Raw genomic sequence first — 18,908 nt, 5'->3', positions numbered from 1 at the left:
AGGCGAATCCGCCCTCAAGTCCCTGTTGCGGGTGGCTCGCGCTGAGTAGGCTCACCACCGTGAACGGGAGCGACGTCAGCATCGATTGGGAATCCGCGCGGCAGGCGAACCACGAGAACTGGAACGATCGCGTTCCGCTGCACGAGGTCGCGTACGGTCTCGAGCTCTATGACGATCCTGCCCATCTGAGCGATGTCGTCCGCGAGGATCTGCCGGTGCTGCAGCGGTTCCTACCCGATCGAAGCCTGCAGGGACTGGATCTCTGTCACCTGCAGTGCCACATCGGCACAGACACCGTCTCACTGGCGCGGGCCGGCGCGAACGTGACCGGGGTGGACTTCTCCGGACCGGCGCTGGCGGCAGGATTCGCACTGGCTGCCCGCGCCGGTGTGCAGGCTCGCTGGGTGGAGACCGACGTGCTCGATGCGCGACGTGCCGTCGACGGGGATTTCGACGTCGTCTACACCAGCATCGGAACGATCACGTGGCTCGAAGACCTGCATCGCTGGGCTCAGCAGATCCACGCGCTGCTGCGACCCGGCGGGATCTTCTACATCCGCGACGGGCATCCCGCGCTGTATGCACTCGACGAGGAAGCCTCCGATCTGACGACCCGGTACCGCTACTTCGGCGACGGGCGCGCGCAGCTGTGGGACGACCCGTCGACCTACATCGGAGACGGCACGGTCGAGCACTCGCGCACCTACGAGTGGCCGCATCCGCTCTCGGAGATCCTCGGCGCTCTGCTGGCCGCCGGGTTGCGCCTCGTGCACTTCGATGAGGGGCGCACGCTGCCGTGGCAGTTCAGCCCGCGGATGGTCGGGGTTCCCGGTGGATACGCCTGGCCGGAGTCCGAGCGCGATCTCATCCCGTGCACGTACACGATCGTCGCCCAGCGCGACTCATGACCGAACGCGCGCGACCGCGATGAGGTGCGCGCTCATGTCGCGCACACCGGGAACAGAGGCCGCAGCGCGGGCCACCGTCAGCGCTGCCTGCACGAGCTCCTCCCCTGCCCCCTCCAGCGACTCCAGCAGTGAACCGGCGGGACCCTCCACGCCCAGCACCGCCTCGACCTCCAGTCCGGCTGAGCGCACCTCCTCGTCGAGCTCTTCGGCAGTGTGGAAGTGACCTGCGGGGAACCGCATCCCGGCGGCAGGCTCTCCACGGGCTGCCACCGCGACCCACTCATCGGGGTATGGGTGCGGGATGCCGCGGGCCAGAGTCGCCTTCCCGAATGCGATGAATCGCGAGAGCCCCGCAGCGAAGACCAGACCATCGGGACGCACGACGCGCGCCGCCTCGCGCAGCGCAAGCTGACGGTCTTCACGAGCGGCGAGGTGGTACAGGGGGCCGAGCACGAGTGCCGCGTCGAATTCGCCATCCTGGAACGGCAGAGCGCGGGCGTCGCCGATCCGGGCGCTCACGCCGACGGCCCGCGCCTGATCGACGTGCCGCGGCACGGGGTCGAGCAACTCCACCTCAAGGCCGGCGGATTGCAGCGCCCGCGCGTGCACACCGGCGCCGCCGCCGATGTCCAGCACACGCCCGGCGGAGAGGCTCTCGAGGATGATCTCCTGCGTGCGCGCGAACTCGACAGGGCCCTGCGCAGACCTGGTCGTCAGACGCGCGCCTTCATCGAACAGCTCGCCGTAGTAGCTCAGGATGCGGGCGTCTATGGATTCCTGCGACGTCACGCGACGTACTCCGCGAGGTGCTCGCCGGTGAGTGTCGACCTCGTCGCGACGAGATCAGCCGGGGTCCCTTCGAACACCACCCGACCTCCGTCGTGACCGGCACCGGGCCCGATGTCGATGATCCAGTCAGCGTGCGCCATCACCGCCTGATGATGCTCGATGACGACCACCGTCTTGCCCGAGTCGACGAGGCGGTCGAGCAGCCCCAGCAGGTTGTCGACATCCGCGAGGTGCAGGCCCGTGGTGGGCTCGTCGAGCACGTAGATGTCGGCCTTCTCCCCCATCTGGATCGCGAGCTTGAGACGTTGCCGTTCACCGCCGGACAGGGTGGAGAGCGGCTGCCCGAGGGTCAGGTAGCCGAGTCCCACGTCCTCCATCCGCGACAGGATCGAGACGACGGCAGGAAGCCTGGTCTCGGGTGCGGAGAAGAACGCGTGCGCCTCGGCGACCGGCAGGTCGAGCACCTCGGTGATGTCGAGTCCGCCGAGCTTGTACTCGAGAACGCCCAGCTGGAAGCGCTTGCCGCCGCAGTCCTCGCAGGGCGTCTCGATCGTGTCCATGAACCCGAGCTCGGTGATGATCACACCCGAGCCCTTACAGCTCGGGCAGGCACCCTCGCTGTTCGCGCTGAACAGGGCCGGCTTCACGCCGTTGGCCTTGGCGAACGCCTTGCGGATCGGCTCCAGCATTCCCGTGTACGTCGCGGGGTTGCTGCGACGCGAGCCCTTGATGGCCGTCTGATCGATCGCGACCACGCCGTCCATCGGACTGATGGAGCCGTGCACGAGCGAGCTCTTCCCCGACCCCGCCACCCCCGTCACGACGGTGAGCACGCCGGTGGGCACGTCGACGTCCACGTCCTTCAGATTGTTGGCATCCGCTCCCCTCACCTGCAGAGCGCCGGACGGCGTGCGCACCGTATCCTTCAGCGTCGCACGGTCGTGCAGGTGACGCCCGGTCAGCGTGCCGCTCGTGGTGAGCTCGTCGACGGTGCCCTCGAAGCACACCTCTCCCCCGCTGCTGCCGGCTCCCGGCCCGAGGTCGACGACTCGGTCGGCGATAGCGATCGTCTCGGGCTTGTGCTCGACGACGAGCACGGTGTTGCCCTTGTCGCGCAGCTGCAGCAGCAGGGTGTTCATCCGCTGGATGTCGTGCGGATGCAGGCCGATCGTCGGCTCGTCGAACACGTAGGTCACGTCGGTGAGAGACGAGCCGAGGTGGCGCAGCAGCTTGATGCGCTGCGCCTCTCCCCCGCTCAGCGTTCCCGATGGACGATCCAGGCTCAGATAGCCCAGCCCGAGGGTGACGAACGAGTCGAGGTTCGCGCGCAGCGCGTCGAGCAGGGGCCCTGCCCCGCTCACCGACAGGCCGCGCACCCACGCCGCCAGATCGGTGATCTGCATGCGACAGGCGTCGGCGATGCTCGTCCCGTCGATCTTCGACGACCGTGCGCCTTCGGTGAGCCGCGTGCCGTCGCACTCCGGGCAGGTCTTGAACGTCGCCACCCGCTCGACGAACGCACGGATATGCGGCTGCAGGGCGTCGATGTCCTTCGACAGCATCGACTTCGTGATCTTCGGAATCAGACCTTCGTAGGTCATGTTGATGCCCGATATCTTCACCTTGGTGACCTCACCGTAGAGGAACATCTGGCGCTGCTTCTCGGTGAACTCTGCGATGGGCTTGTCGGCCGGATAGAAGCCCGACTGCGAGAAGCCCTTCACCATCCAGCCGTCGGCCGTGTAGCCGGGCACCATGATCGCGCCGCCGTCGAGCGACTTCGTCTCGTCTACGACCTGCGTCAGATCGATGTCCGACACCACTCCCCTGCCCTCGCAGCGCGGGCACATGCCGCCGAGGTAGACGGCGTCCTTGACGATCTTCTTCTCGCCCTTCGGCCCGGTCATCACGCCGCTGGCCTTCTGCGTCGGAATGTTGAACGAGAACGCCGTCGGCCCGCCGATGTACGGCTCGCCGAACTTCGAGAACAGGATGCGGAGCATCGCGTTGGCATCCGTCACCGTGCCGACCGTCGACCGCGGGTTCGCGCCGAGGCGCTCCTGGTCGACGATGATGGCCGTCGTGAGTCCGTCCAGCACATCGACGTCGGGCCGCGGCACCGAGGGCATGAATCCCTGCACGAATGCGCTGTAGGTCTCATCGATCATCCGGCGGGACTCTGCGGCGATCGTGTCGAACACCAGCGAGCTCTTGCCCGAGCCGGAGACGCCGGTGAACACCGTCAGGCGTCGCTTCGGCAGGCTGACCGAGACATCCTTGAGATTGTTCTCGCGTGCACCCTCGACGCGGATGACGTCGTGGCTGTCGGCGGGGTGGTCCTGTGGCACGGTGCTTCCTTCGATGGGATGGATTCGGATGCCGGGCGGCGCACGCGTCAGGCGATGGACTGATTGATACGGACGAAATTACCGGCAGGATCGCGGAACGCGCAGTCGCGCACGCCGTAGGGCTGGTCGATGGGCTCCTGCACGACATCCGCGCCCTTCGCCTCGATCTCGGCGAACGCCGCGTCGACGTCGTCGGCGGTGAGCACGACCCCTGCGTAGCTGCCCTTCGCCATGAGTTCGAGGATGGTGCGACGCTCATCGTCGCTGATGCCGGGGTCGACGGCAGGAGGGGTGAGCACGATCGACGTGTCGGGCTGCCCGGCCGGTCCCACGGTGATCCACCGCATGTCCCCGTACCCGACGTCCTTGCGGACCTCGAATCCGAGGACGTCGCGGTAGAACGCGAGGGATGCCTCCGGGTCGATGTGCGGGAGGAAGCTGACGCTGATGGTGATGTTGTTCATGGCGTTGACGCTACTCACGCCCGTGCGATGTCGCTTCTCGATTCCTGATCGGTCTGGTCGCCTGCTTCTCGACCCACGACGGGATGCCCGGGCCCAGTCCCGGATCCCGCCGGTAGGCGCTCGGAGAGACGCCGACCAGTTCGCTGAAGCGGGTGCTGAACGTTCCGAGCGATGAGAAGCCGACGGCGAAGCACGCCTCGGTCACCCCCACGTCTCCGCGGCGCAGCAGCGCCATGGCCCGCTCGATGCGGCGCGTCATCAGATACGAGTACGGGGACTCACCGAACACCTGACGAAATCTGCGGCTGAGGTGACCGGCCGACATGTGCTCCCCTCGCGCGAGCGTCTCGACGTCCAGCGGGCGAGCGTACTCGCGATCTATCCGGTCGCGCACCCGACGCAGTCTGGTCAGCTCGGCGAGTCGATACGAGTCCTCAGCACTCTGTCCCACATCCCGATCCTCGCATCCGATAGCGTGTGCGCGAAGGGTCCGCTCCACGAAAGGATCATCATGACCGCTCTCCGCTTCACCGACCCGGGGTTCCTGCGCTCCGTGCGTCTGTTCCTCGGCATCTCCGGCGCGATCACACTCATCGCCGGCATCGTGATGCTCGTCTGGCCCGCCAAGTCGGCGGTGATCGTCACCGGCATCTTCGCCGGCTACCTCATCATCGGCGGGCTCGTCTACCTCGGTCTCGCCGTGTTCTCCGGCAAGGGTGGCGGATGGGTGCGAGCCGGCCATGTCGTCCTCGGACTGCTGTACATCGCCACCGGCATCATCGCCTTCGCGAATCTCGGTGCCGCAACCGTCACCCTCGCGATCATCGTGGCGATCTTCATCGGCGTGAGCTGGATCGCCGACGGGGTCGTCGCGCTGAGCCTGATGGGACACGATGCGTCCCGTGTGTGGACGCTGCTCTACGCACTGCTCGGCATCATCGCCGGCATCGCCGTGCTGTTCTCACCGCTCTACGCCGCGACGGTGCTCTGGCTGATCCTCGGCATCTCGCTGGTGGCTCTGGGTGTCGTTCAGCTCGTGCGCGCGTTCACCCTCAAGCAGGTCGAGTCTGCGCAGACGCCGGACGTCGTCGTCTGAGCCGACGCCGTGACGTGAAGAGGGAGGCCACCGGCGGGTGGCCTCCCTCTTCACATTCGTGTCACTCGGTGATGAAGTCCGAGGTGTCGCCGACGAGGCGCGTGTTGTCGGCGGGCACGGGGTCGACGGCGGCCTTGGCCACCTCGGCGGCGAACTCCGAGACGTTGTAGAGCTTGCCCGCAGACTCACGGCGCCCGGCGATCGCTCCGGGGTTGGCGCGCTCGAGCAGAGTCGCCGTGATGGTGCCCTCGATCATGTCGCCCGAGACGACCGTGAATCCGATGCCCTTCTCGGCGAGGCCCGGGATCAGCTCGCGCAGAGCATCTTCACCGGCGCGCTTCGAGCGGGCGACGGGCTCGTACTCGGGCATGGTCGGGGTGGTGCGGATGAAGTGCGCCTGGTGGCTGGTGACGAACACGACACGTGCGCCGTCGCCCAGCAGCGGCTCAGCGCTCTGCAGCACGTTCACCTGGGCGTCGCGGTTGAGCGTCAGGGCGTAGTCCTCTGCCATGCCCGACTCCATGCCGCCCGAGGCGTTGAGCACGAGCACGTCGAGGCGACCGAACTCCTTGCGCACGCGGTCGAACATCGCCGACACGGAGTCGGGATCGGTGAGGTCGGCGCCGACGACCAGAGCGCGGCGGCCGAGGGCGCGCAGCTCGTTCGCGAGCTTCTCGGCGCGGGGGGCCTTGTTGCGGAAGTTGATGACCACGTCGGCGCCCGCTTCAGCGAAGTAGCGGACGGTATCGGCGCCGATGCCACGCGACGATCCGGTGACGAGGGCCACCTTGCCGTCGAGGGATCCGGCGGGAAGGACCTGGGTCATCTGTGCTCCTCGGGATGCGCGTGATCGCCCGGATGGCGACATTTCACCCTACAACGGGGGCTTGTCCCGACCGGGCCGCGAGTCGCGTGGTAGGTTGACGCCAGGAGGGCGAATGGACGGTCTGGCGACATTCTTAGCCGACATCGGGCAGTGGGCGTGGATCGCGTGGCTGGTGCTGATCGCCGTCTTCCTGGTGATCGAGATGCTCACCCTCGACTTCACCTTCCTCATGCTGTCGTTCGGCGGCGTCCTCGGGCTCGTGGCGGGTCTGCTGGGTCTGCCCTGGTGGGCGCAGCTGATCATCGCGGCCGTCGCCGCAGCCATGTTCATCTTCTTCCTCCGTCCTCCTCTGCTGCACCGCCTGCGCCGTGGCGAGGATCCCGCGAAATCGAACGTCGACGCCCTGAAGGGCCTCCGCGGCACCGCGCTGCTCGACATCACCCAGATCACCGGTCAGGTCAAGCTCAGCAACGGCGACATCTGGACCGCGCGCAGCGCCGACGGCACGCCGATCATCACCGGCACCCGCATCGCGGTCGTCGACATCAGCGGCGCCACCGCCATCGTCCGTCCCGTCACCGAATAGGAGCATGATGAACGACTCCTCGTTCATTCCGACCGCCATCGCGTGGATCCTCGCCATCGCGGTCATCATCTTCGTGCTGGTCACGATCGCCCGGGCGATCCGGATCATCCCGCAGGCCACGGCCGGCGTCGTCGAGCGACTCGGTCGCTATCACAAGACCCTGCAGCCGGGACTGAACATCCTCGTGCCGTTCATCGACCGGCTGCGTCCCCTGATCGACATGCGCGAGCAGGTCGTCTCGTTCCCGCCGCAGCCCGTCATCACCGAAGACAACCTGGTGGTGTCGATCGACACCGTCGTCTACTTCCAGGTGACGGATGCCCGTGCCGCGACCTACGAGATCGCGAACTACCTCGGTGCGGTCGAGCAGCTCACCACCACGACGCTGCGCAACGTGGTGGGTGGGCTGAACCTCGAGGAGGCGCTCACCAGCCGCGACGAGATCAACGGCCAGCTGCGCGTCGTGCTCGACGAGGCGACCGGCAAGTGGGGCATCCGCGTCTCGCGGGTGGAGCTGAAGGCGATCGACCCGCCCGTCTCGATCCAGGATTCGATGGAGAAGCAGATGCGCGCCGAGCGCGAGCGCCGTGCCACGATCCTGACCGCGGAAGGATCGAAGCAGTCGCAGATCCTCGAGGCCGAGGGGCAGCGCCAGGCGGCCATCCTCAAGGCCGAGGGCGACAAGCAGGCGGCCGTGCTGCGCGCTCAGGGTGAAGCCGAGGCGATCCAGAACGTGTTCAGCGCGATCCACCAGGGGCGACCCGACGACAAGCTGCTCGCCTATCAGTACCTGCAGATGCTGCCCAAGATCAGCGAGAGCGAGTCGAGCAAGCTGTGGATCATCCCGAGCGAGCTGACGGAGGCTCTCAAGGGCATCGGCTCGGCGTTCACTCCTCGCGGCGACGGCGCGGGCGAGCCACCGCGCAGCACGTGACGCACCCGTTCTTCGCGGGCAGCAGGAATCCTCGCGTCTTCGCGCACCGCGGACTGATCCCCGCCGACGGCGGACCGGAGACGGTCTGGGAGAACACGGCGGCGTCGTTCGCAGCCGCTCACGCGGCCGGTGCGGAGTACATCGAGACGGATTGCCGGGTCACCGCCGACGGTGACGTCGTGCTCGTCCATGACGAGACGCTGCAGCGCATCGCGGGCGACCCGCGCCCTGTCCGCTCGGTGCGCACCAGAGAGCTCGAGCGTCTCTTCGCCGCGCACGGCGGACTGCTCACCGTGGCCGCGGCTCTGGATGCCTTCCCCGACACCAGGTTCAACATCGACGTGAAGACCGCCGAGGCATCCGTCCCGCTCGGCACCGTGGTGGCGTCGCACGCGCACCGGGTTCTGGTCACGAGCTTCTCGGACCGGCACCGGATCACGGCGCTGCGAGCGACGATGCAGGCGGGAGCGGAGATCACGCCCGCCACCTCGGGTGGGCGATCGGTGATCGCCCAGCTGCGCGCTCTCTCGGCAGCCCGTCTCTCCCCCGCCCGGGTGCTGCGTGATGTCGATGCCGTGCAGATCCCGGAGTCGCACGCCGGCATCCGTCTGTTCACTCCTTCGCTTCTGCGGGCTGCTCGCAGACACGGGGTCGAGGTGCACGTCTGGACGGTGAACGACCCTGCGGACATGACGCGACTGGTGGCCGACGGTGCAGACGGCATCGTCACCGATCGTGCCGATGTGGCGGTGCGCGCCCTATCCTGACCCGCCTGCGCCCCGGCGGAAGCCCTGGGATTCCCCTGTGAGTCGGCGCGGGTTCTCGTCGCCGTGGATGATTCGCACAGGCGCGAGCGTTATACCTGACAGCGACGAGAGGACCACACAATGGCAGATCGCAGCCTTCGCGGCATCCGGCTGGGTGCCCAGAGCCTTCAGAGCGAGGAGGGCGTCGTCTTCATGGAGCGACGCTCCACCGCGTACAAGTGCGACACGTGCGGCCAGGAGACCACACTGATGTTCGCGGCCGATGCCGAAGCACCGCAGACCTGGGAGTGCCGTCACTGCGGCGCCGAGGCGGTGCTGCAGGTCGACGGCGCGTCCGTCAAGGTCGAGGACAACGACCAGAAGGTGGCACGCACCCACTGGGACATGCTGCTCGAGCGCCGCACCCGCGACGAGCTCGAAGAGCTGCTCGCAGAGCGGCTCGCCTACGTCCGCGCCCGCCGCGGCGCAGGAGACGACCCCACGCGCCACCGCATCGGCGCCTGATCAGGCTCGTCGTCGCGACAGCAGTCCGGCGACGACCAGCACGGCCGGAGAGATCAGCATCCCCAGCTGAATCCACGGCCCGAGTACGACCCCAGCCGTGAGGCCGGAACGCAGTTCGACATCCTCGATCAGCGCTCCGGCCTCATCGGCGTCCAGGGCGGAGACGGTCGACCCGTCAGGCCGAATGATCTGGCTGGTGCCCACGGTCGAGACGTTCACCACACTGCGACCGGTCTCGATCGCCCGCATGCGGGCGAAGGCGAGCTGCTGCAGATTCTCGTCCGTGCCACGGAAGTCCGCGTTGTTCGTCTGGAAGACCAGCACCTCGGCTCCCCCGGTCACGCTTTCGCGGATGACCTCGTCGTAGATCACGTCGAAGCAGATCGCGAGGCCGACTCCCGTTCCGTCCACCCGCACGAGCGGCGGGTTGCTGCCCGGGGTGTACTCGCGGCCGATGAGCCCGATGAGGTCGGGGGCGAGCGCGTAGTAGAAATCGCGGTCGGGGACGTACTCGCCGAAGGGCACCGGATGCCGCTTGTCGTGCAGCTGCGAGGCGTCGCCCTGCTGCGTCCACAGGAACGACGTGTTGAAGATCTGCTCGCCGCGCTCGGTGGCGGTGTTGGCGAGCAGCGGCGCGTCGAACTCGTTGACGAGGCGGGTGAGCCGCCGTGCGGTCGTCTCGTCTTGGAACGGGTCGTAGTCGACGCCGCCCTCCGGCCAGACGAGCAGATCGACGTCCGCCTCGCCGATCGTCCGGGTGGCGTCGGTCTGAGCGCTGATCACCCCGTACGGCTCGCGCTCGTCGAAGTACCCCGTCGGGCCGTCGCCCTGCACCGCCGCGATGCGCATCTCCCCGGATCGAGCCGTCGGGAACAGCGGAGTCAGAAGCAGCACGAGAAGGGTCACCGCCGGCGCGATGAGGTCGGTCGCACGGCTCCATCCCCGCATCCGGAACAGCTCGATCAGCAGCGCGACGAACGCGACCATCAGGAACGTCAGCCCGCTCACCCCCAGCCAGGAGGCGACCGGCGCGAACGGTCCCTGCGCCTGCGACATCCCCAGCCGGGCCCACGGGAAGCCTCCGTACGGCCAGTTGCCGAGGAACAGCTCGTGCGTCGTCCACAGACCCGCCACGACGACGGGCAGCGCCACACGCGTGCCGCGCGGCCAGACGCGGGGCAGCCAGCGGTAGGCCAGAGTGATCGGGATCAGCGCGACGGCGGTGAGCACGCCCTCCACGACGGTCAGCGCGATCCACGGCACCGGACCGAGATAGCGCGCCGTGAACGAGACCTGCAGGGCGAAGAACACCAGTCCGTACGCGAGGCCGACCAGCAGAGCCCCGCCGACGCGTCGCCCGCGCAGAGCGGGCAGCAGCAGGGCCAGCGCCACGAACACGAGCGGCCAGATCGCCGCCGCGGGGAAGGCCAGTGCCATGAGGACCCCGGCGGCCGCCGCCATGCCGGCAGCGGCCCACAGGGGCAGGCCGGGGCGCGCCGACGGCGGGTTGGTGACGCTCATCCGGTCACACCGCGGTGTAGACGACGATGCCGCGCCGCACGCCGTCGAGCGCCCGGCGAGCCGTCCGGGCGAGGTCCCCGTCCTCGGCGACGATCGAGAGCTGGTCGAGCAGATCGATGGTCTGCTTGGCCCAGCGCACGAAGTCGCCGGCCGCCATGTCGGCGTCGATCAGCACGCGATCCAGCGAGCCTCCGCGCGCCCAGGCGTGCATCGCTGCGGCGAGCCCCGGCGCGAGCGGCTCGGTGCGCGGCAGCGAGTAGTCGTGCTCGAGGTCGTCGAGCTCGGCCCACAACCTCGTGGTCGCGTCGTAGGCGATGCGGAACGCGCCGCGAGGCAGGCCCCGCTCCCCCATGTTCTGCTCGTCGCGTCGCGGTTCGTAGACCAGGCAGCTGGCCATCGCGGCCAGCGACGGCGCATCCAGTGTGCGCCACAGCCCCTGCCGCAGCGACTCGGCGACGAGCAGGTCGCGCTCACCGTAGATGCGGCGCATCGTGCGGCCGGCGTCGGTCAGCGACAGGCGATCACCCTCGCCGTCGAGATAGCCGACCACCTGCAGCACATCGATCACCCGGTCGAAGATCCGGGCCACCGTGCCGGTGCGCGTCTCGATCTGACGGCGGATGCGGTCGGTGTCGCGCTTGAGCGAGAAGTACCGCTCTGCCCAGCGCGCATGCGCCTCCCGATCGGGGCAGCTGTGGCAGGCGTGCCGCCGCATTCGGGTGCGCAGCCCCTGGATCTTCTTGAGGCGCTTGTCGCGTGCGGCGCGCCCGCCGGCATCCCGTCGATCCTTCTTCTCGAGATCGCTGAGCTCGCGCCGCATCGCGGCGTACTCGAGGAAGTCACCGTGCTCGCACGTCATCGCCTCGCGGTAGCCGGCCAGAGAGTCCTCCGCCTCGCGCACCTTACGGGCGAGCCCGACGACCGACCGGTCGGCCTGGAACTGCGCGAACGACGTCTCGAGGATCTCGCGCGCCCTCGACCTGCCGAACCGGTCGATGAGGTTGACGGCCATGTTGTAGGTCGGGCGGAAGCTCGAGTTGAGCGGATAGGTGCGGCGGGATGCCAGTGCCGCGACGGCCTGCGGATCCATGCCCTCGGTCCACTGGACCACGGCGTGACCTTCGATGTCGATCCCGCGGCGGCCGGCACGGCCGGTGAGCTGGGTGTACTCCCCCGACGTGATCGCGACCCTCGCCTCGCCGTTGAACTTCTCCATCTTCTCGAGCACCACCGTGCGGGCGGGCATGTTGATGCCGAGGGCCAGTGTCTCGGTGGCGAAGACCGCCTTGACGAGCTTGCGCTGGAAGAGCTCTTCGACGACCTCCTTGAACGCGGGCAGCATGCCGGCGTGATGAGCGGCGACACCGCGCTCGAGGTCGTCGCGCCACTGCCAGAATCCCAGCACGTCGAGGTCCTCGTCGAGCAGTGCCCGGGTGCGGTCGGTGACGATCTCGCGGATCAGCGCGCGCTCCTCCTGAGTCGTCAGACGCACGCCGGAACGACGCACCTGCTGCACGGCGGCGTCGCACCCGACCCGGCTGAAGATGAAGAAGATCGCCGGCAGCAGGTTCGCCCGCTCGAGCAGGCGCACCACCTCGGGCCGGTCCATCCGCTCGATCCGGCGCATGTTCGACGCCCGCACGGGGCGCTTGCCGCCGCGCGGCGGACGGTGCGCCTCCCGCCCGGCGTGCCGGGCGCTGCGGTAGTCCTGCGCGCGACTGTTGCTCTCGTGGCGTGAGCCGGTGAAGGAGCGGATGCGCAGCAGCTCCTGATTCACCTGAGCGGTCGCGATGCCCGCACGCTCGTCGAACAGCGGGAGCAGATCGTCGCGCACGAGGACGTGCTGCTCGAGCGGCACCGGGCGGATCTCCGACACGATAACATCGGTGTCGCCGCGCACGGTGTCGAGCCAGTCGCCGAACTCCTCGGCGTTCGACACGGTCGCGCTCAGCGAGACGAGCCGCACGTGCTCGGGCAGGTGCAGGATGACCTCTTCCCACACCGGGCCGCGGAACCGGTCGGCGAGGTAGTGCACCTCGTCCATCACGACGTAGCGCAGCCCGCGCAGCGCGTCGGAGTCGGCATACAGCATGTTGCGCAGCACCTCGGTGGTCATCACCACGATGCGCGCGTTGCCGTTGATGTTGGTGTCGCCCGTGAGCAGGCCGACCTGATCTGCGCCGTACACGTCGACGAGCTCACGGAACTTCTGGTTCGACAGCGCCTTCATCGGCGTGGTGTAGAACGCCTTGTCGGTGCCGGTCTGCATGGCGAGGTGGATCGCGAACTCGCCGACGATCGTCTTCCCCGCACCCGTGGGAGCGGCGACCAGAACGCTGCGGCCGCGCTCGAGCGCGTAGCAGGCGTCGACCTGGAACGGGTCGAGCGCGAAGCGCTGCCGGTCGGCGAAAGCCTGCGTGTGCGGGTGCTCGGCCGCCGCGCGGGCGGCCGCGTAACGCTCGGCGGGTGAACTCATGCTGTGGGCAGGTCCGGGTCGAGGCCTTCGGCGACACGTCGCTTGCGACGCCGCTTGTCGAGCAGCACGGTGAGGCCGGCCGCAGCGAAGTAGAGCACGACGAGCATCCCCGCCAGCATCAGCATGCTCACGACATCTGCGGCGGGAGTCGCGAGCGCTGCGAAGGTCGTCGCGACGAGCACCGCGACCCGCCAGCCCTTGAGGATCGCCGCGCCGGAGATGATGCCGGCGAAGTTCAGCGCCACGAGGAAGACCGGAAGCACGAAGGCCACGCCGATGACGAGCATCATCTTGAAGACGAAATCGTAGTACTCTTTCGCGCTGTACAGCAGCGGAGAGCCGTCCGGCGTGAAACTCGCCATGAGCTCGATCACGTGCGGAACGATCAGCGTGCCGACGTAGCACCCGGCGAAGAACAGCGGGAGCGCCGCCCCGAGGAAGCCGAGCGCATACTTGATCTCCTTGCGGGTCAGCCCCGGGACGATGAACGCCCAGATCTGCCACATCCAGAACGGCGCCGACAGGAAGATGCCGATGGAGAACGCCATGCGCATGCGCAGATCGAACGGCGAGGTAACCGAGGTGAACGTGAGAGCCATCAGCGTCTCACTGTCCTCGGCCATCCGGTTGATCGGCTCGGAGATGAAGGCGATGATCGGGTCGGTGATGACGAACGCGATGATCATGCCGACCAGCAGGCCGGCAGCCGCGAGCATCAGCCGCTTGCGGAACTCGAGTAGATGAGCTCCCAGCGACATGCGCCGTTCACCGCGTGGCTGACTGTCCTTCGCGGCGTGGGAATCTACCGCAGCCACGGTGATCAGATTGTGCGATCAGGACCGGCGGGCGCGTCGGGATCGACGTCTCCCACGGCATCCTTCTTCTTGGCGGTGTCGGCGGCGTCTTCCTCGCGCATCGCCTTCATCTCGCCCTTGAAGACGCGAGCCGACTGGCCCATGCTCTTGGCCAGCGCCGGCAGCTTCGCCGCACCGAAGAGAAGAAGGATGACGACGAGCAGGATAACCAGGTGCCATCCGTTGAGGTTGCCGAGCATGCAGGACTCCTAGATCGAGATTACGGTCAGTCTAACCTGGCGAGTGTTCACTCAGGCGCCTTGTAAAGGTCGAGTCCCGCGGCGGCCCAGTCGCGGGTCGTCGTGCGCGCGAGAGGCGGGTCGAGCACCTCGAGTGCGCCGCCGAAGCGTGCGGCGACGCGCTTGATGCCTCGAGGGTCGGCCATCCGGATGCGGAGCGTGACGAGCCCGCCGCCCCGCTCGACCTCCTCCTGCGGGAACGATCCGATCAGCGGCACGAGCCGCTCGGGGATCCGCACGACCACCGCGTCCTCCGGCCCGTCGCCGTCGCCGAACTCGGCGGGCACGGCGGTGTCGGCGTGGGTGATCGGGATGTCGGTGATCCGGGCGTCGCTGACCCGGTCGAGATGGAACGTGCGCATGGCGGTGCGCAGGTGGCACCAGCCCTGCAGGTACCACTGGCCGTTGTCGATGCGGATCTGCGTCGGGTCGACCGTGCGGGTGGTCGGCTGCGCATCGGGCGCCTGGTAGCGGAACGACACGGCCACACCGTCGTGCAGCGCCTGCGAGACCACCCGCTGCACCTCGGTGACCGCGGCCGGTGCGACGACGAGATCGGGCGGGGCATCTGCCGATCCCCGCGACAGCTTGGCCATCAGCCCGGCGACCAGGCCCGAATCCGCGACCGCCGGCACGGATGCCACCATCTGCAGCCCGGCGAGCAGCGCGGCCGCCTCGCGGGCGGTCAGGCGCGGCACCCGCCGCAGCGCGACGTCGTTGGTGATCTCGATGATGTCGTGTTCGTCGAGCAGCTCCCAGTCGATGTCGAACATCTCCTGCGGCAGCTGCCAGTAGCCGGAGTCCCCGGGCAGGCCGATGACCGTCAGCTTCTCGACCATCCCGCGCAGGGCCTCGCGGGTCACTCCGAAGTCGGCCGCCGCCTCGTCGAGCGTGACCTGTCCCCGCTCGAGCAGATACGGCACGAGGGTGAGGTAGAGCCGCACGCGGTCGGCGGCGAGAAGCGGTGCACCTGCGGTGCTCATGAGTCCTCCCGATCGACGTCGGCGGGGTCGGCCGCATGACGCTCGGCGATCGCCTGAAGACGCTGGATGACGGCATCCCGCAGGTCGGCCGGGCTCACGACCCGCACTTCGGGTCCGTACGATGCCAGCTCGTCGGCGAAGATGTGTCGGTCGACGTACCCGACGGCGATGCCCTGCGGTCGCGGCGTCGCGCGCCGGCCGAGCCGCAGCGCGGCCTCTGTGCCGGGGGTGACCTCGAGCAGGGCGCTCTGCGCAGCCGCGAACTGCTCGAGACCCGCCAGCGCGCGGGCTGCGGCACCCTCGCGCAGGGCGACGTCGAAGGTCTGCGCCGTCACCTTGACGTCGCTGACGATGCGGCTGAGCAGGAACGTGCGCTCGGCGTCGGCGTCGATGTCGATCCCGAACAGATGCCAGCGTGCCTCGTACTCCACCTGCGCGAGCGGACGCACGCGTCGTCGCGTGGGTGCCTTCTCGCCGGGCTTGAGGTAGTCGAAGACGACGACCCGGTTGCGCTCGATCCCTTCCTGCAGCGCGGGGAACGCCGCATCGCGAGCGGCGATGCGCGGGGCGAAGCCGATGATCGGCTCGTCGCCGTCGATGCCGAGTGCGCGGATCTTGCGCACTCCCGAACGGGCATCCATCGACACCGATTCGGTGCTCCAGACGCTTCCCGCCAGACGCAGCACCGCGAGTTCCGCCGGAGTGAACTCGATGTCGGCGGGCAGGTCGTACTCGGCCTGCGGGATGCGGTAGCGCGCCTCGCGCAGATCCTGCGGGTCGGCGGGGTCGCCGATCGTCTCGATCGGCACGCCGAGCGAACGCAGCTCGTCCTTGTCGCGCTCGAACATCTTCTCCAGCGCATCGGTCTTGGCGCCCGCCTCGACGCGCTGCCGGTAGCCGGAGACGTTCTCGATGATCTGCTGTTTGGTGAGCCCGATCTCCGTGGCCATGAGCGCCACGACGAGATTCGTCAGGCGCTCCTCTGCGGGGATCCGGGCGGTCGTCACCGCGCCATCAGCTCCGCGGGGATGACACCGAGCACGTCGACCACGTACACGGTCGCGTCGTCGCCGGCCTGCGTCGGCACGACGACCATCAGCTGCGATCCGACACGCGACGCGGAGACCGCCTCGGTCACCTCTGCAGGCAGCCCGTCGGTGCCGGTGAGCGTGCTGTCCCAGGTGGTCTGACCGACGCTGCGGCTCGACCAGCCGACAGAGGTCGTGCGGATGAGGGCGGTTCCCTTGCCGACCTTCTCGTGCTCGCCCTGCAGCAGCGTCTCGGTGACCGCCTTCTTCGGTGCGGCGGTGTCGGGGATGATCACGCCGGGGCGCCCGTCGGGCGCCCGGACCACAGAGGGAAGGCCGGACGCGTCGTTGAAGACGTCGGCGCCGTCGGCCTTGGCCAGCGCCGTGTAGCGCACGTCGTAGACGGCGACGAGGCTGTCCTTCGCATCGAGTCCGATCTGCTGCGCTGCCCCTTCGGGAAGCTCAGCAGCGGGGATCGACGCGACGATGCGGCTGCCTTCGGTCGCGCACCTCAGCGCCTCGTCGACTCCCGCGAGCTCTGCGCCGGCGGAGTCGGGGCTCCACAGCTTCAGCTGCGCGTCGAGTACCTGCCCGGTCGTGCCGTTGACGAGCACGCGGGCGAGGATCGCCTCCTGACGGCCGTCGGTGATCGCGCGGCCGTCGCCCGTGATGATGTCGGCGTATGCGGCCTTGCCGGTGTGCACGGGCAGCTCGATCTTGACCCGCGGTGAGCCGAAATCACCGCTCACCGTCACCGACCTCTCCAGCGCCGCCGAGCTGTCGCGCTCACACGCGGCTCCCTCGAATGTCGGCGCCGCAGCCGAGCATCCGGTCAGGACGATGGTCGAGAGGGCGAGGGCCGAGAGGGCAGCGGTCGTTTTACGCACGCGCCCCAGTCTATTCGGATGCCTGCTCGCCCTCGCGCGACGCCGCCGCGACCCGCGCGCCGCCCGCAGCCTTCTGGGCCTCGCGCACGCGCTTGCGCAGATTCTTGTCGGTGATCTGACGGTCGCCGACCGCACCGGGCGTCCACAGCTCGACGTCCTCGTCGCCGTAGCTGGACTTCGATGCGCGACGACGCACCTCGGGCGGCACGGCCCCCGGCGCCAGCCGGCGTGCGGTGAGCAGGAAGCCGGTGTGGGCGACCATGCGGTGGTCGGGGCGCACGGCGAGGCCTTCGACGTGCCAGCCGCGCACCATCGTCTCGGACGCGTCCGGATCGGTGAACAGACCGGTGCCTCGGATGTACTCGGCGACACGCGACAGCTGAGTGGCGGTCGCGATGTAGCAGATCACCACGCCACCCGGCGTGAGCGCCTCGGCCACGGCATCCATGCACTCCCACGGTGCGAGCATGTCGAGCACCACGCGATCCACGGTGCCCGCCTGGTGCCGGGCACCCAGCTCCTCGGCCAGGTCGCCGACCACGACATCCCACGTCTCGGGCGTCTCGCCGAAGAACGTCTCGACGTTCGCCTTCGCCACCTCGGCGAAGTCCTCGCGGCGCTCGAACGAGGTGAGGGTGCCCTCGGATCCGATCGCCCGCAGCAGGGCGAGCGACAGCGCACCCGAGCCGACGCCCGCCTCGACGACCACCGCGCCCGGGAAGATGTCGGCCTGCATGACGATCTGCGCGGCATCCTTCGGATAGACGATCGCCGCACCGCGCGGCATCGACATCGCGAAGTCGCGCAGCAGCGGACGCAGCGCCAGGTAGTCGTGGCCCGAGCTGTTCGTCGCGACCGACCCGTCGGGCTGGCCGATCAGGTCGGCGTGACGCAGCACACCGTGGTGGGTGTGCAGTTCGCCGTCGGCACGCAGCGTGATGGTGTGCAGCCGGCCCTTCGGGCCGGTGAGCTGAACGCGGTCTCCTTCGCGGAAGGGACCGCTGGGACGCGCGGCGCTCATCGGGCGCTCTCCTTCGCGAGGCGGGTGTGCAGGTCGGCGAGATCGGCCGTCGTGCGGCCTTCGAGGGTGGGCCACAGCTCGTCGGCTCCGCACCCGTCGAGGGGGATGAGGTGCGGCACGCCGAGGGTGACCGCACCGGATGCCGCGCCCGAGGCCACGCCCGTCGGCGAGTCTTCGATCACGACGGCGTCGACGATGTCGATGCCGAGCTGTGCGGCAGCGGCCAGGTACGGGTCGGGGAACGGCTTGGGTCGCTCGACCTCGTCGCCGGCGATCACCAGGTCGAATGCGGTGAAGTCGATCTGATCCACCACGTCGAGCGCCATGCGGCGCAGCGACATGGTGACGAGCGCCGTCGGGATGCCCTGCTTCCGAAGATCCGCGAGCAGCTCGCGCGCCCCCGGCCGGAACGGCACGCCCTGCGTGCGCAGGCGCTCGGCGACGCGATCGGTCAGCAGGTCGACGATCTGCTGCGGCTCGAGGTCGACACCCGCCTGCTGCAGCACGCGGCCGCTCTCGAGCAGGCCGCTGCCGATCAGCTGCATGGCGTCGTCGTGCGTCCACGTGCCGCCGTACGACTCGACCAGCTCGGTCTCGACGGACATCCAGTAGGGCTCGGTGTTGACGACGGTTCCGTCCATGTCCCACAGGACTGCGGCGGGCTTTCTGCTCATTGC

General features: G+C 68.7%; 20 protein-coding genes. 6 read left to right on the top strand and 14 right to left on the bottom strand.

Annotation, left to right across the window (positions count from 1 at the left end; genetic code table 11):
- The first annotated feature begins 59 nt into the window (after window positions 1-59).
- Window positions 60-908, top strand: a complete 849-nt coding sequence (locus tag ACWIDW_RS02180) for a class I SAM-dependent methyltransferase (RefSeq protein ID WP_454122592.1) — start codon at window positions 60-62, stop codon at window positions 906-908.
- On the opposite strand, the gene ACWIDW_RS02175 is transcribed toward ACWIDW_RS02180, so the two are convergent.
- Genes ACWIDW_RS02175 through ACWIDW_RS02160 form a run of 4 tightly spaced genes read right to left on the bottom strand, consistent with a single transcriptional unit; the run spans window position 903 to window position 4,960 of the window.
- Window positions 903-1,697: a class I SAM-dependent methyltransferase gene (locus ACWIDW_RS02175; protein ID WP_454122590.1), complete on the bottom strand. Its 795-nt coding sequence runs from the start codon at window positions 1,695-1,697 to the stop codon at window positions 903-905. The two genes, ACWIDW_RS02180 and ACWIDW_RS02175, sit on opposite strands and share 6 nt — an antisense overlap.
- The gene (locus tag ACWIDW_RS02170; protein ID WP_454122588.1) at window positions 1,694-4,045 is read right to left on the bottom strand and encodes an ATP-binding cassette domain-containing protein; all 2,352 of its coding nucleotides are present in this window, start codon (window positions 4,043-4,045) and stop codon (window positions 1,694-1,696) included. The genes ACWIDW_RS02175 and ACWIDW_RS02170 overlap by 4 nt, the downstream gene beginning before the upstream one ends.
- A gap of 47 nt (window positions 4,046-4,092) precedes the next feature.
- On the bottom strand, window positions 4,093-4,509 hold the full coding sequence (locus ACWIDW_RS02165; RefSeq protein ID WP_454122586.1) for a VOC family protein: 417 nt from the start codon (window positions 4,507-4,509) through the stop codon (window positions 4,093-4,095).
- Window positions 4,510-4,519: 10 nt separating this feature from the next.
- Window positions 4,520-4,960: a helix-turn-helix transcriptional regulator gene (locus ACWIDW_RS02160; protein ID WP_313355566.1), complete on the bottom strand. Its 441-nt coding sequence runs from the start codon at window positions 4,958-4,960 to the stop codon at window positions 4,520-4,522.
- Between the two features lie 60 nt (window positions 4,961-5,020).
- Between ACWIDW_RS02160 and ACWIDW_RS02155 the strand changes: the two genes are divergently transcribed.
- The gene (locus ACWIDW_RS02155; RefSeq protein ID WP_454122585.1) at window positions 5,021-5,605 is read left to right on the top strand and encodes an HdeD family acid-resistance protein; all 585 of its coding nucleotides are present in this window, start codon (window positions 5,021-5,023) and stop codon (window positions 5,603-5,605) included.
- 61 nt (window positions 5,606-5,666) lie between these two features.
- Here the strand turns inward: ACWIDW_RS02155 and ACWIDW_RS02150 are convergent, their stop codons facing one another.
- A complete protein-coding gene (locus ACWIDW_RS02150; RefSeq protein ID WP_454122583.1) occupies window positions 5,667-6,431 on the bottom strand; it encodes an SDR family oxidoreductase in 765 nt (254 codons plus the stop codon).
- A gap of 112 nt (window positions 6,432-6,543) precedes the next feature.
- Between ACWIDW_RS02150 and ACWIDW_RS02145 the strand changes: the two genes are divergently transcribed.
- From ACWIDW_RS02145 to ACWIDW_RS02130, 4 genes are all read left to right on the top strand, one after another.
- On the top strand, window positions 6,544-7,017 hold the full coding sequence (locus tag ACWIDW_RS02145) for an NfeD family protein (RefSeq protein WP_454122581.1): 474 nt from the start codon (window positions 6,544-6,546) through the stop codon (window positions 7,015-7,017).
- Between the two features lie 7 nt (window positions 7,018-7,024).
- Window positions 7,025-7,951: an SPFH domain-containing protein gene (locus ACWIDW_RS02140; protein ID WP_454123231.1), complete on the top strand. Its 927-nt coding sequence runs from the start codon at window positions 7,025-7,027 to the stop codon at window positions 7,949-7,951.
- Complete coding sequence (locus ACWIDW_RS02135) at window positions 7,948-8,718, top strand: glycerophosphodiester phosphodiesterase family protein (protein ID WP_454122579.1); 771 nt, start codon at window positions 7,948-7,950, stop codon at window positions 8,716-8,718. The genes ACWIDW_RS02140 and ACWIDW_RS02135 overlap by 4 nt, the downstream gene beginning before the upstream one ends.
- A 120-nt stretch (window positions 8,719-8,838) precedes the next feature.
- Window positions 8,839-9,222 (top strand): RNA polymerase-binding protein RbpA, encoded by a 384-nt coding sequence (locus ACWIDW_RS02130; RefSeq protein ID WP_454122577.1) that lies wholly within the window; start codon window positions 8,839-8,841, stop codon window positions 9,220-9,222.
- Here the strand turns inward: ACWIDW_RS02130 and lnt are convergent, their stop codons facing one another.
- The 9 genes from lnt to ACWIDW_RS02085 form a co-directional block, all read right to left on the bottom strand.
- A complete protein-coding gene (lnt, locus tag ACWIDW_RS02125; RefSeq protein WP_454122575.1) occupies window positions 9,223-10,743 on the bottom strand; it encodes an apolipoprotein N-acyltransferase in 1,521 nt (506 codons plus the stop codon).
- Between the two features lie 4 nt (window positions 10,744-10,747).
- On the bottom strand, window positions 10,748-13,219 hold the full coding sequence (locus ACWIDW_RS02120) for a DEAD/DEAH box helicase (RefSeq protein WP_454122573.1): 2,472 nt from the start codon (window positions 13,217-13,219) through the stop codon (window positions 10,748-10,750).
- The gene (gene tatC / locus ACWIDW_RS02115; protein ID WP_454122571.1) at window positions 13,216-13,977 is read right to left on the bottom strand and encodes a twin-arginine translocase subunit TatC; all 762 of its coding nucleotides are present in this window, start codon (window positions 13,975-13,977) and stop codon (window positions 13,216-13,218) included. Before tatC ends, ACWIDW_RS02120 begins: the two co-directional genes overlap by 4 nt.
- A 62-nt stretch (window positions 13,978-14,039) precedes the next feature.
- On the bottom strand, window positions 14,040-14,273 hold the full coding sequence (gene tatA, locus ACWIDW_RS02110; protein ID WP_454122569.1) for a Sec-independent protein translocase subunit TatA: 234 nt from the start codon (window positions 14,271-14,273) through the stop codon (window positions 14,040-14,042).
- A gap of 47 nt (window positions 14,274-14,320) precedes the next feature.
- Window positions 14,321-15,295, bottom strand: a complete 975-nt coding sequence (locus tag ACWIDW_RS02105; RefSeq protein WP_454122567.1) for a helix-turn-helix transcriptional regulator — start codon at window positions 15,293-15,295, stop codon at window positions 14,321-14,323.
- The gene (locus tag ACWIDW_RS02100; RefSeq protein WP_454123230.1) at window positions 15,292-16,245 is read right to left on the bottom strand and encodes a helix-turn-helix transcriptional regulator; all 954 of its coding nucleotides are present in this window, start codon (window positions 16,243-16,245) and stop codon (window positions 15,292-15,294) included. Before ACWIDW_RS02100 ends, ACWIDW_RS02105 begins: the two co-directional genes overlap by 4 nt.
- 53 nt (window positions 16,246-16,298) lie before the next feature.
- Window positions 16,299-17,210, bottom strand: a complete 912-nt coding sequence (locus tag ACWIDW_RS02095; RefSeq protein ID WP_454122565.1) for a hypothetical protein — start codon at window positions 17,208-17,210, stop codon at window positions 16,299-16,301.
- A gap of 10 nt (window positions 17,211-17,220) precedes the next feature.
- Window positions 17,221-18,231 (bottom strand): tRNA (adenine-N1)-methyltransferase, encoded by a 1,011-nt coding sequence (locus ACWIDW_RS02090; RefSeq protein WP_313355587.1) that lies wholly within the window; start codon window positions 18,229-18,231, stop codon window positions 17,221-17,223.
- Window positions 18,228-18,905 (bottom strand): HAD family hydrolase, encoded by a 678-nt coding sequence (locus ACWIDW_RS02085; protein ID WP_454122563.1) that lies wholly within the window; start codon window positions 18,903-18,905, stop codon window positions 18,228-18,230. Before ACWIDW_RS02085 ends, ACWIDW_RS02090 begins: the two co-directional genes overlap by 4 nt.
- Window positions 18,906-18,908: the final 3 nt, after the last annotated feature.

The sequence above is a fragment of the Microbacterium sp. NPDC055312 genome, assembly GCF_053645675.1.
The sequence above is the reverse complement of the archived record's forward strand: the minus strand, read 5'-3'. Positions and strand labels throughout refer to the sequence as shown.

Coding starts and splice junctions, on each gene's coding strand:
- ACWIDW_RS02165 (WP_454122586.1), bottom strand. CDS start 4,509: ATGAACAACATCACCATCAGCGTCAGCTTCCTCCCGCACATCGACCCG.
- ACWIDW_RS02155 (WP_454122585.1), top strand. CDS start 5,021: ATGACCGCTCTCCGCTTCACCGACCCGGGGTTCCTGCGCTCCGTGCGT.
- ACWIDW_RS02150 (WP_454122583.1), bottom strand. CDS start 6,431: ATGACCCAGGTCCTTCCCGCCGGATCCCTCGACGGCAAGGTGGCCCTC.
- ACWIDW_RS02145 (WP_454122581.1), top strand. CDS start 6,544: ATGGACGGTCTGGCGACATTCTTAGCCGACATCGGGCAGTGGGCGTGG.
- ACWIDW_RS02140 (WP_454123231.1), top strand. CDS start 7,025: ATGAACGACTCCTCGTTCATTCCGACCGCCATCGCGTGGATCCTCGCC.
- ACWIDW_RS02130 (WP_454122577.1), top strand. CDS start 8,839: ATGGCAGATCGCAGCCTTCGCGGCATCCGGCTGGGTGCCCAGAGCCTT.
- lnt (WP_454122575.1), bottom strand. CDS start 10,743: ATGAGCGTCACCAACCCGCCGTCGGCGCGCCCCGGCCTGCCCCTGTGG.
- ACWIDW_RS02120 (WP_454122573.1), bottom strand. CDS start 13,219: ATGAGTTCACCCGCCGAGCGTTACGCGGCCGCCCGCGCGGCGGCCGAG.
- tatC (WP_454122571.1), bottom strand. CDS start 13,977: ATGTCGCTGGGAGCTCATCTACTCGAGTTCCGCAAGCGGCTGATGCTC.
- tatA (WP_454122569.1), bottom strand. CDS start 14,273: ATGCTCGGCAACCTCAACGGATGGCACCTGGTTATCCTGCTCGTCGTC.
- ACWIDW_RS02105 (WP_454122567.1), bottom strand. CDS start 15,295: ATGAGCACCGCAGGTGCACCGCTTCTCGCCGCCGACCGCGTGCGGCTC.
- ACWIDW_RS02100 (WP_454123230.1), bottom strand. CDS start 16,245: ATGGCCACGGAGATCGGGCTCACCAAACAGCAGATCATCGAGAACGTC.
- ACWIDW_RS02090 (WP_313355587.1), bottom strand. CDS start 18,231: ATGAGCGCCGCGCGTCCCAGCGGTCCCTTCCGCGAAGGAGACCGCGTT.
- ACWIDW_RS02085 (WP_454122563.1), bottom strand. CDS start 18,905: ATGAGCAGAAAGCCCGCCGCAGTCCTGTGGGACATGGACGGAACCGTC.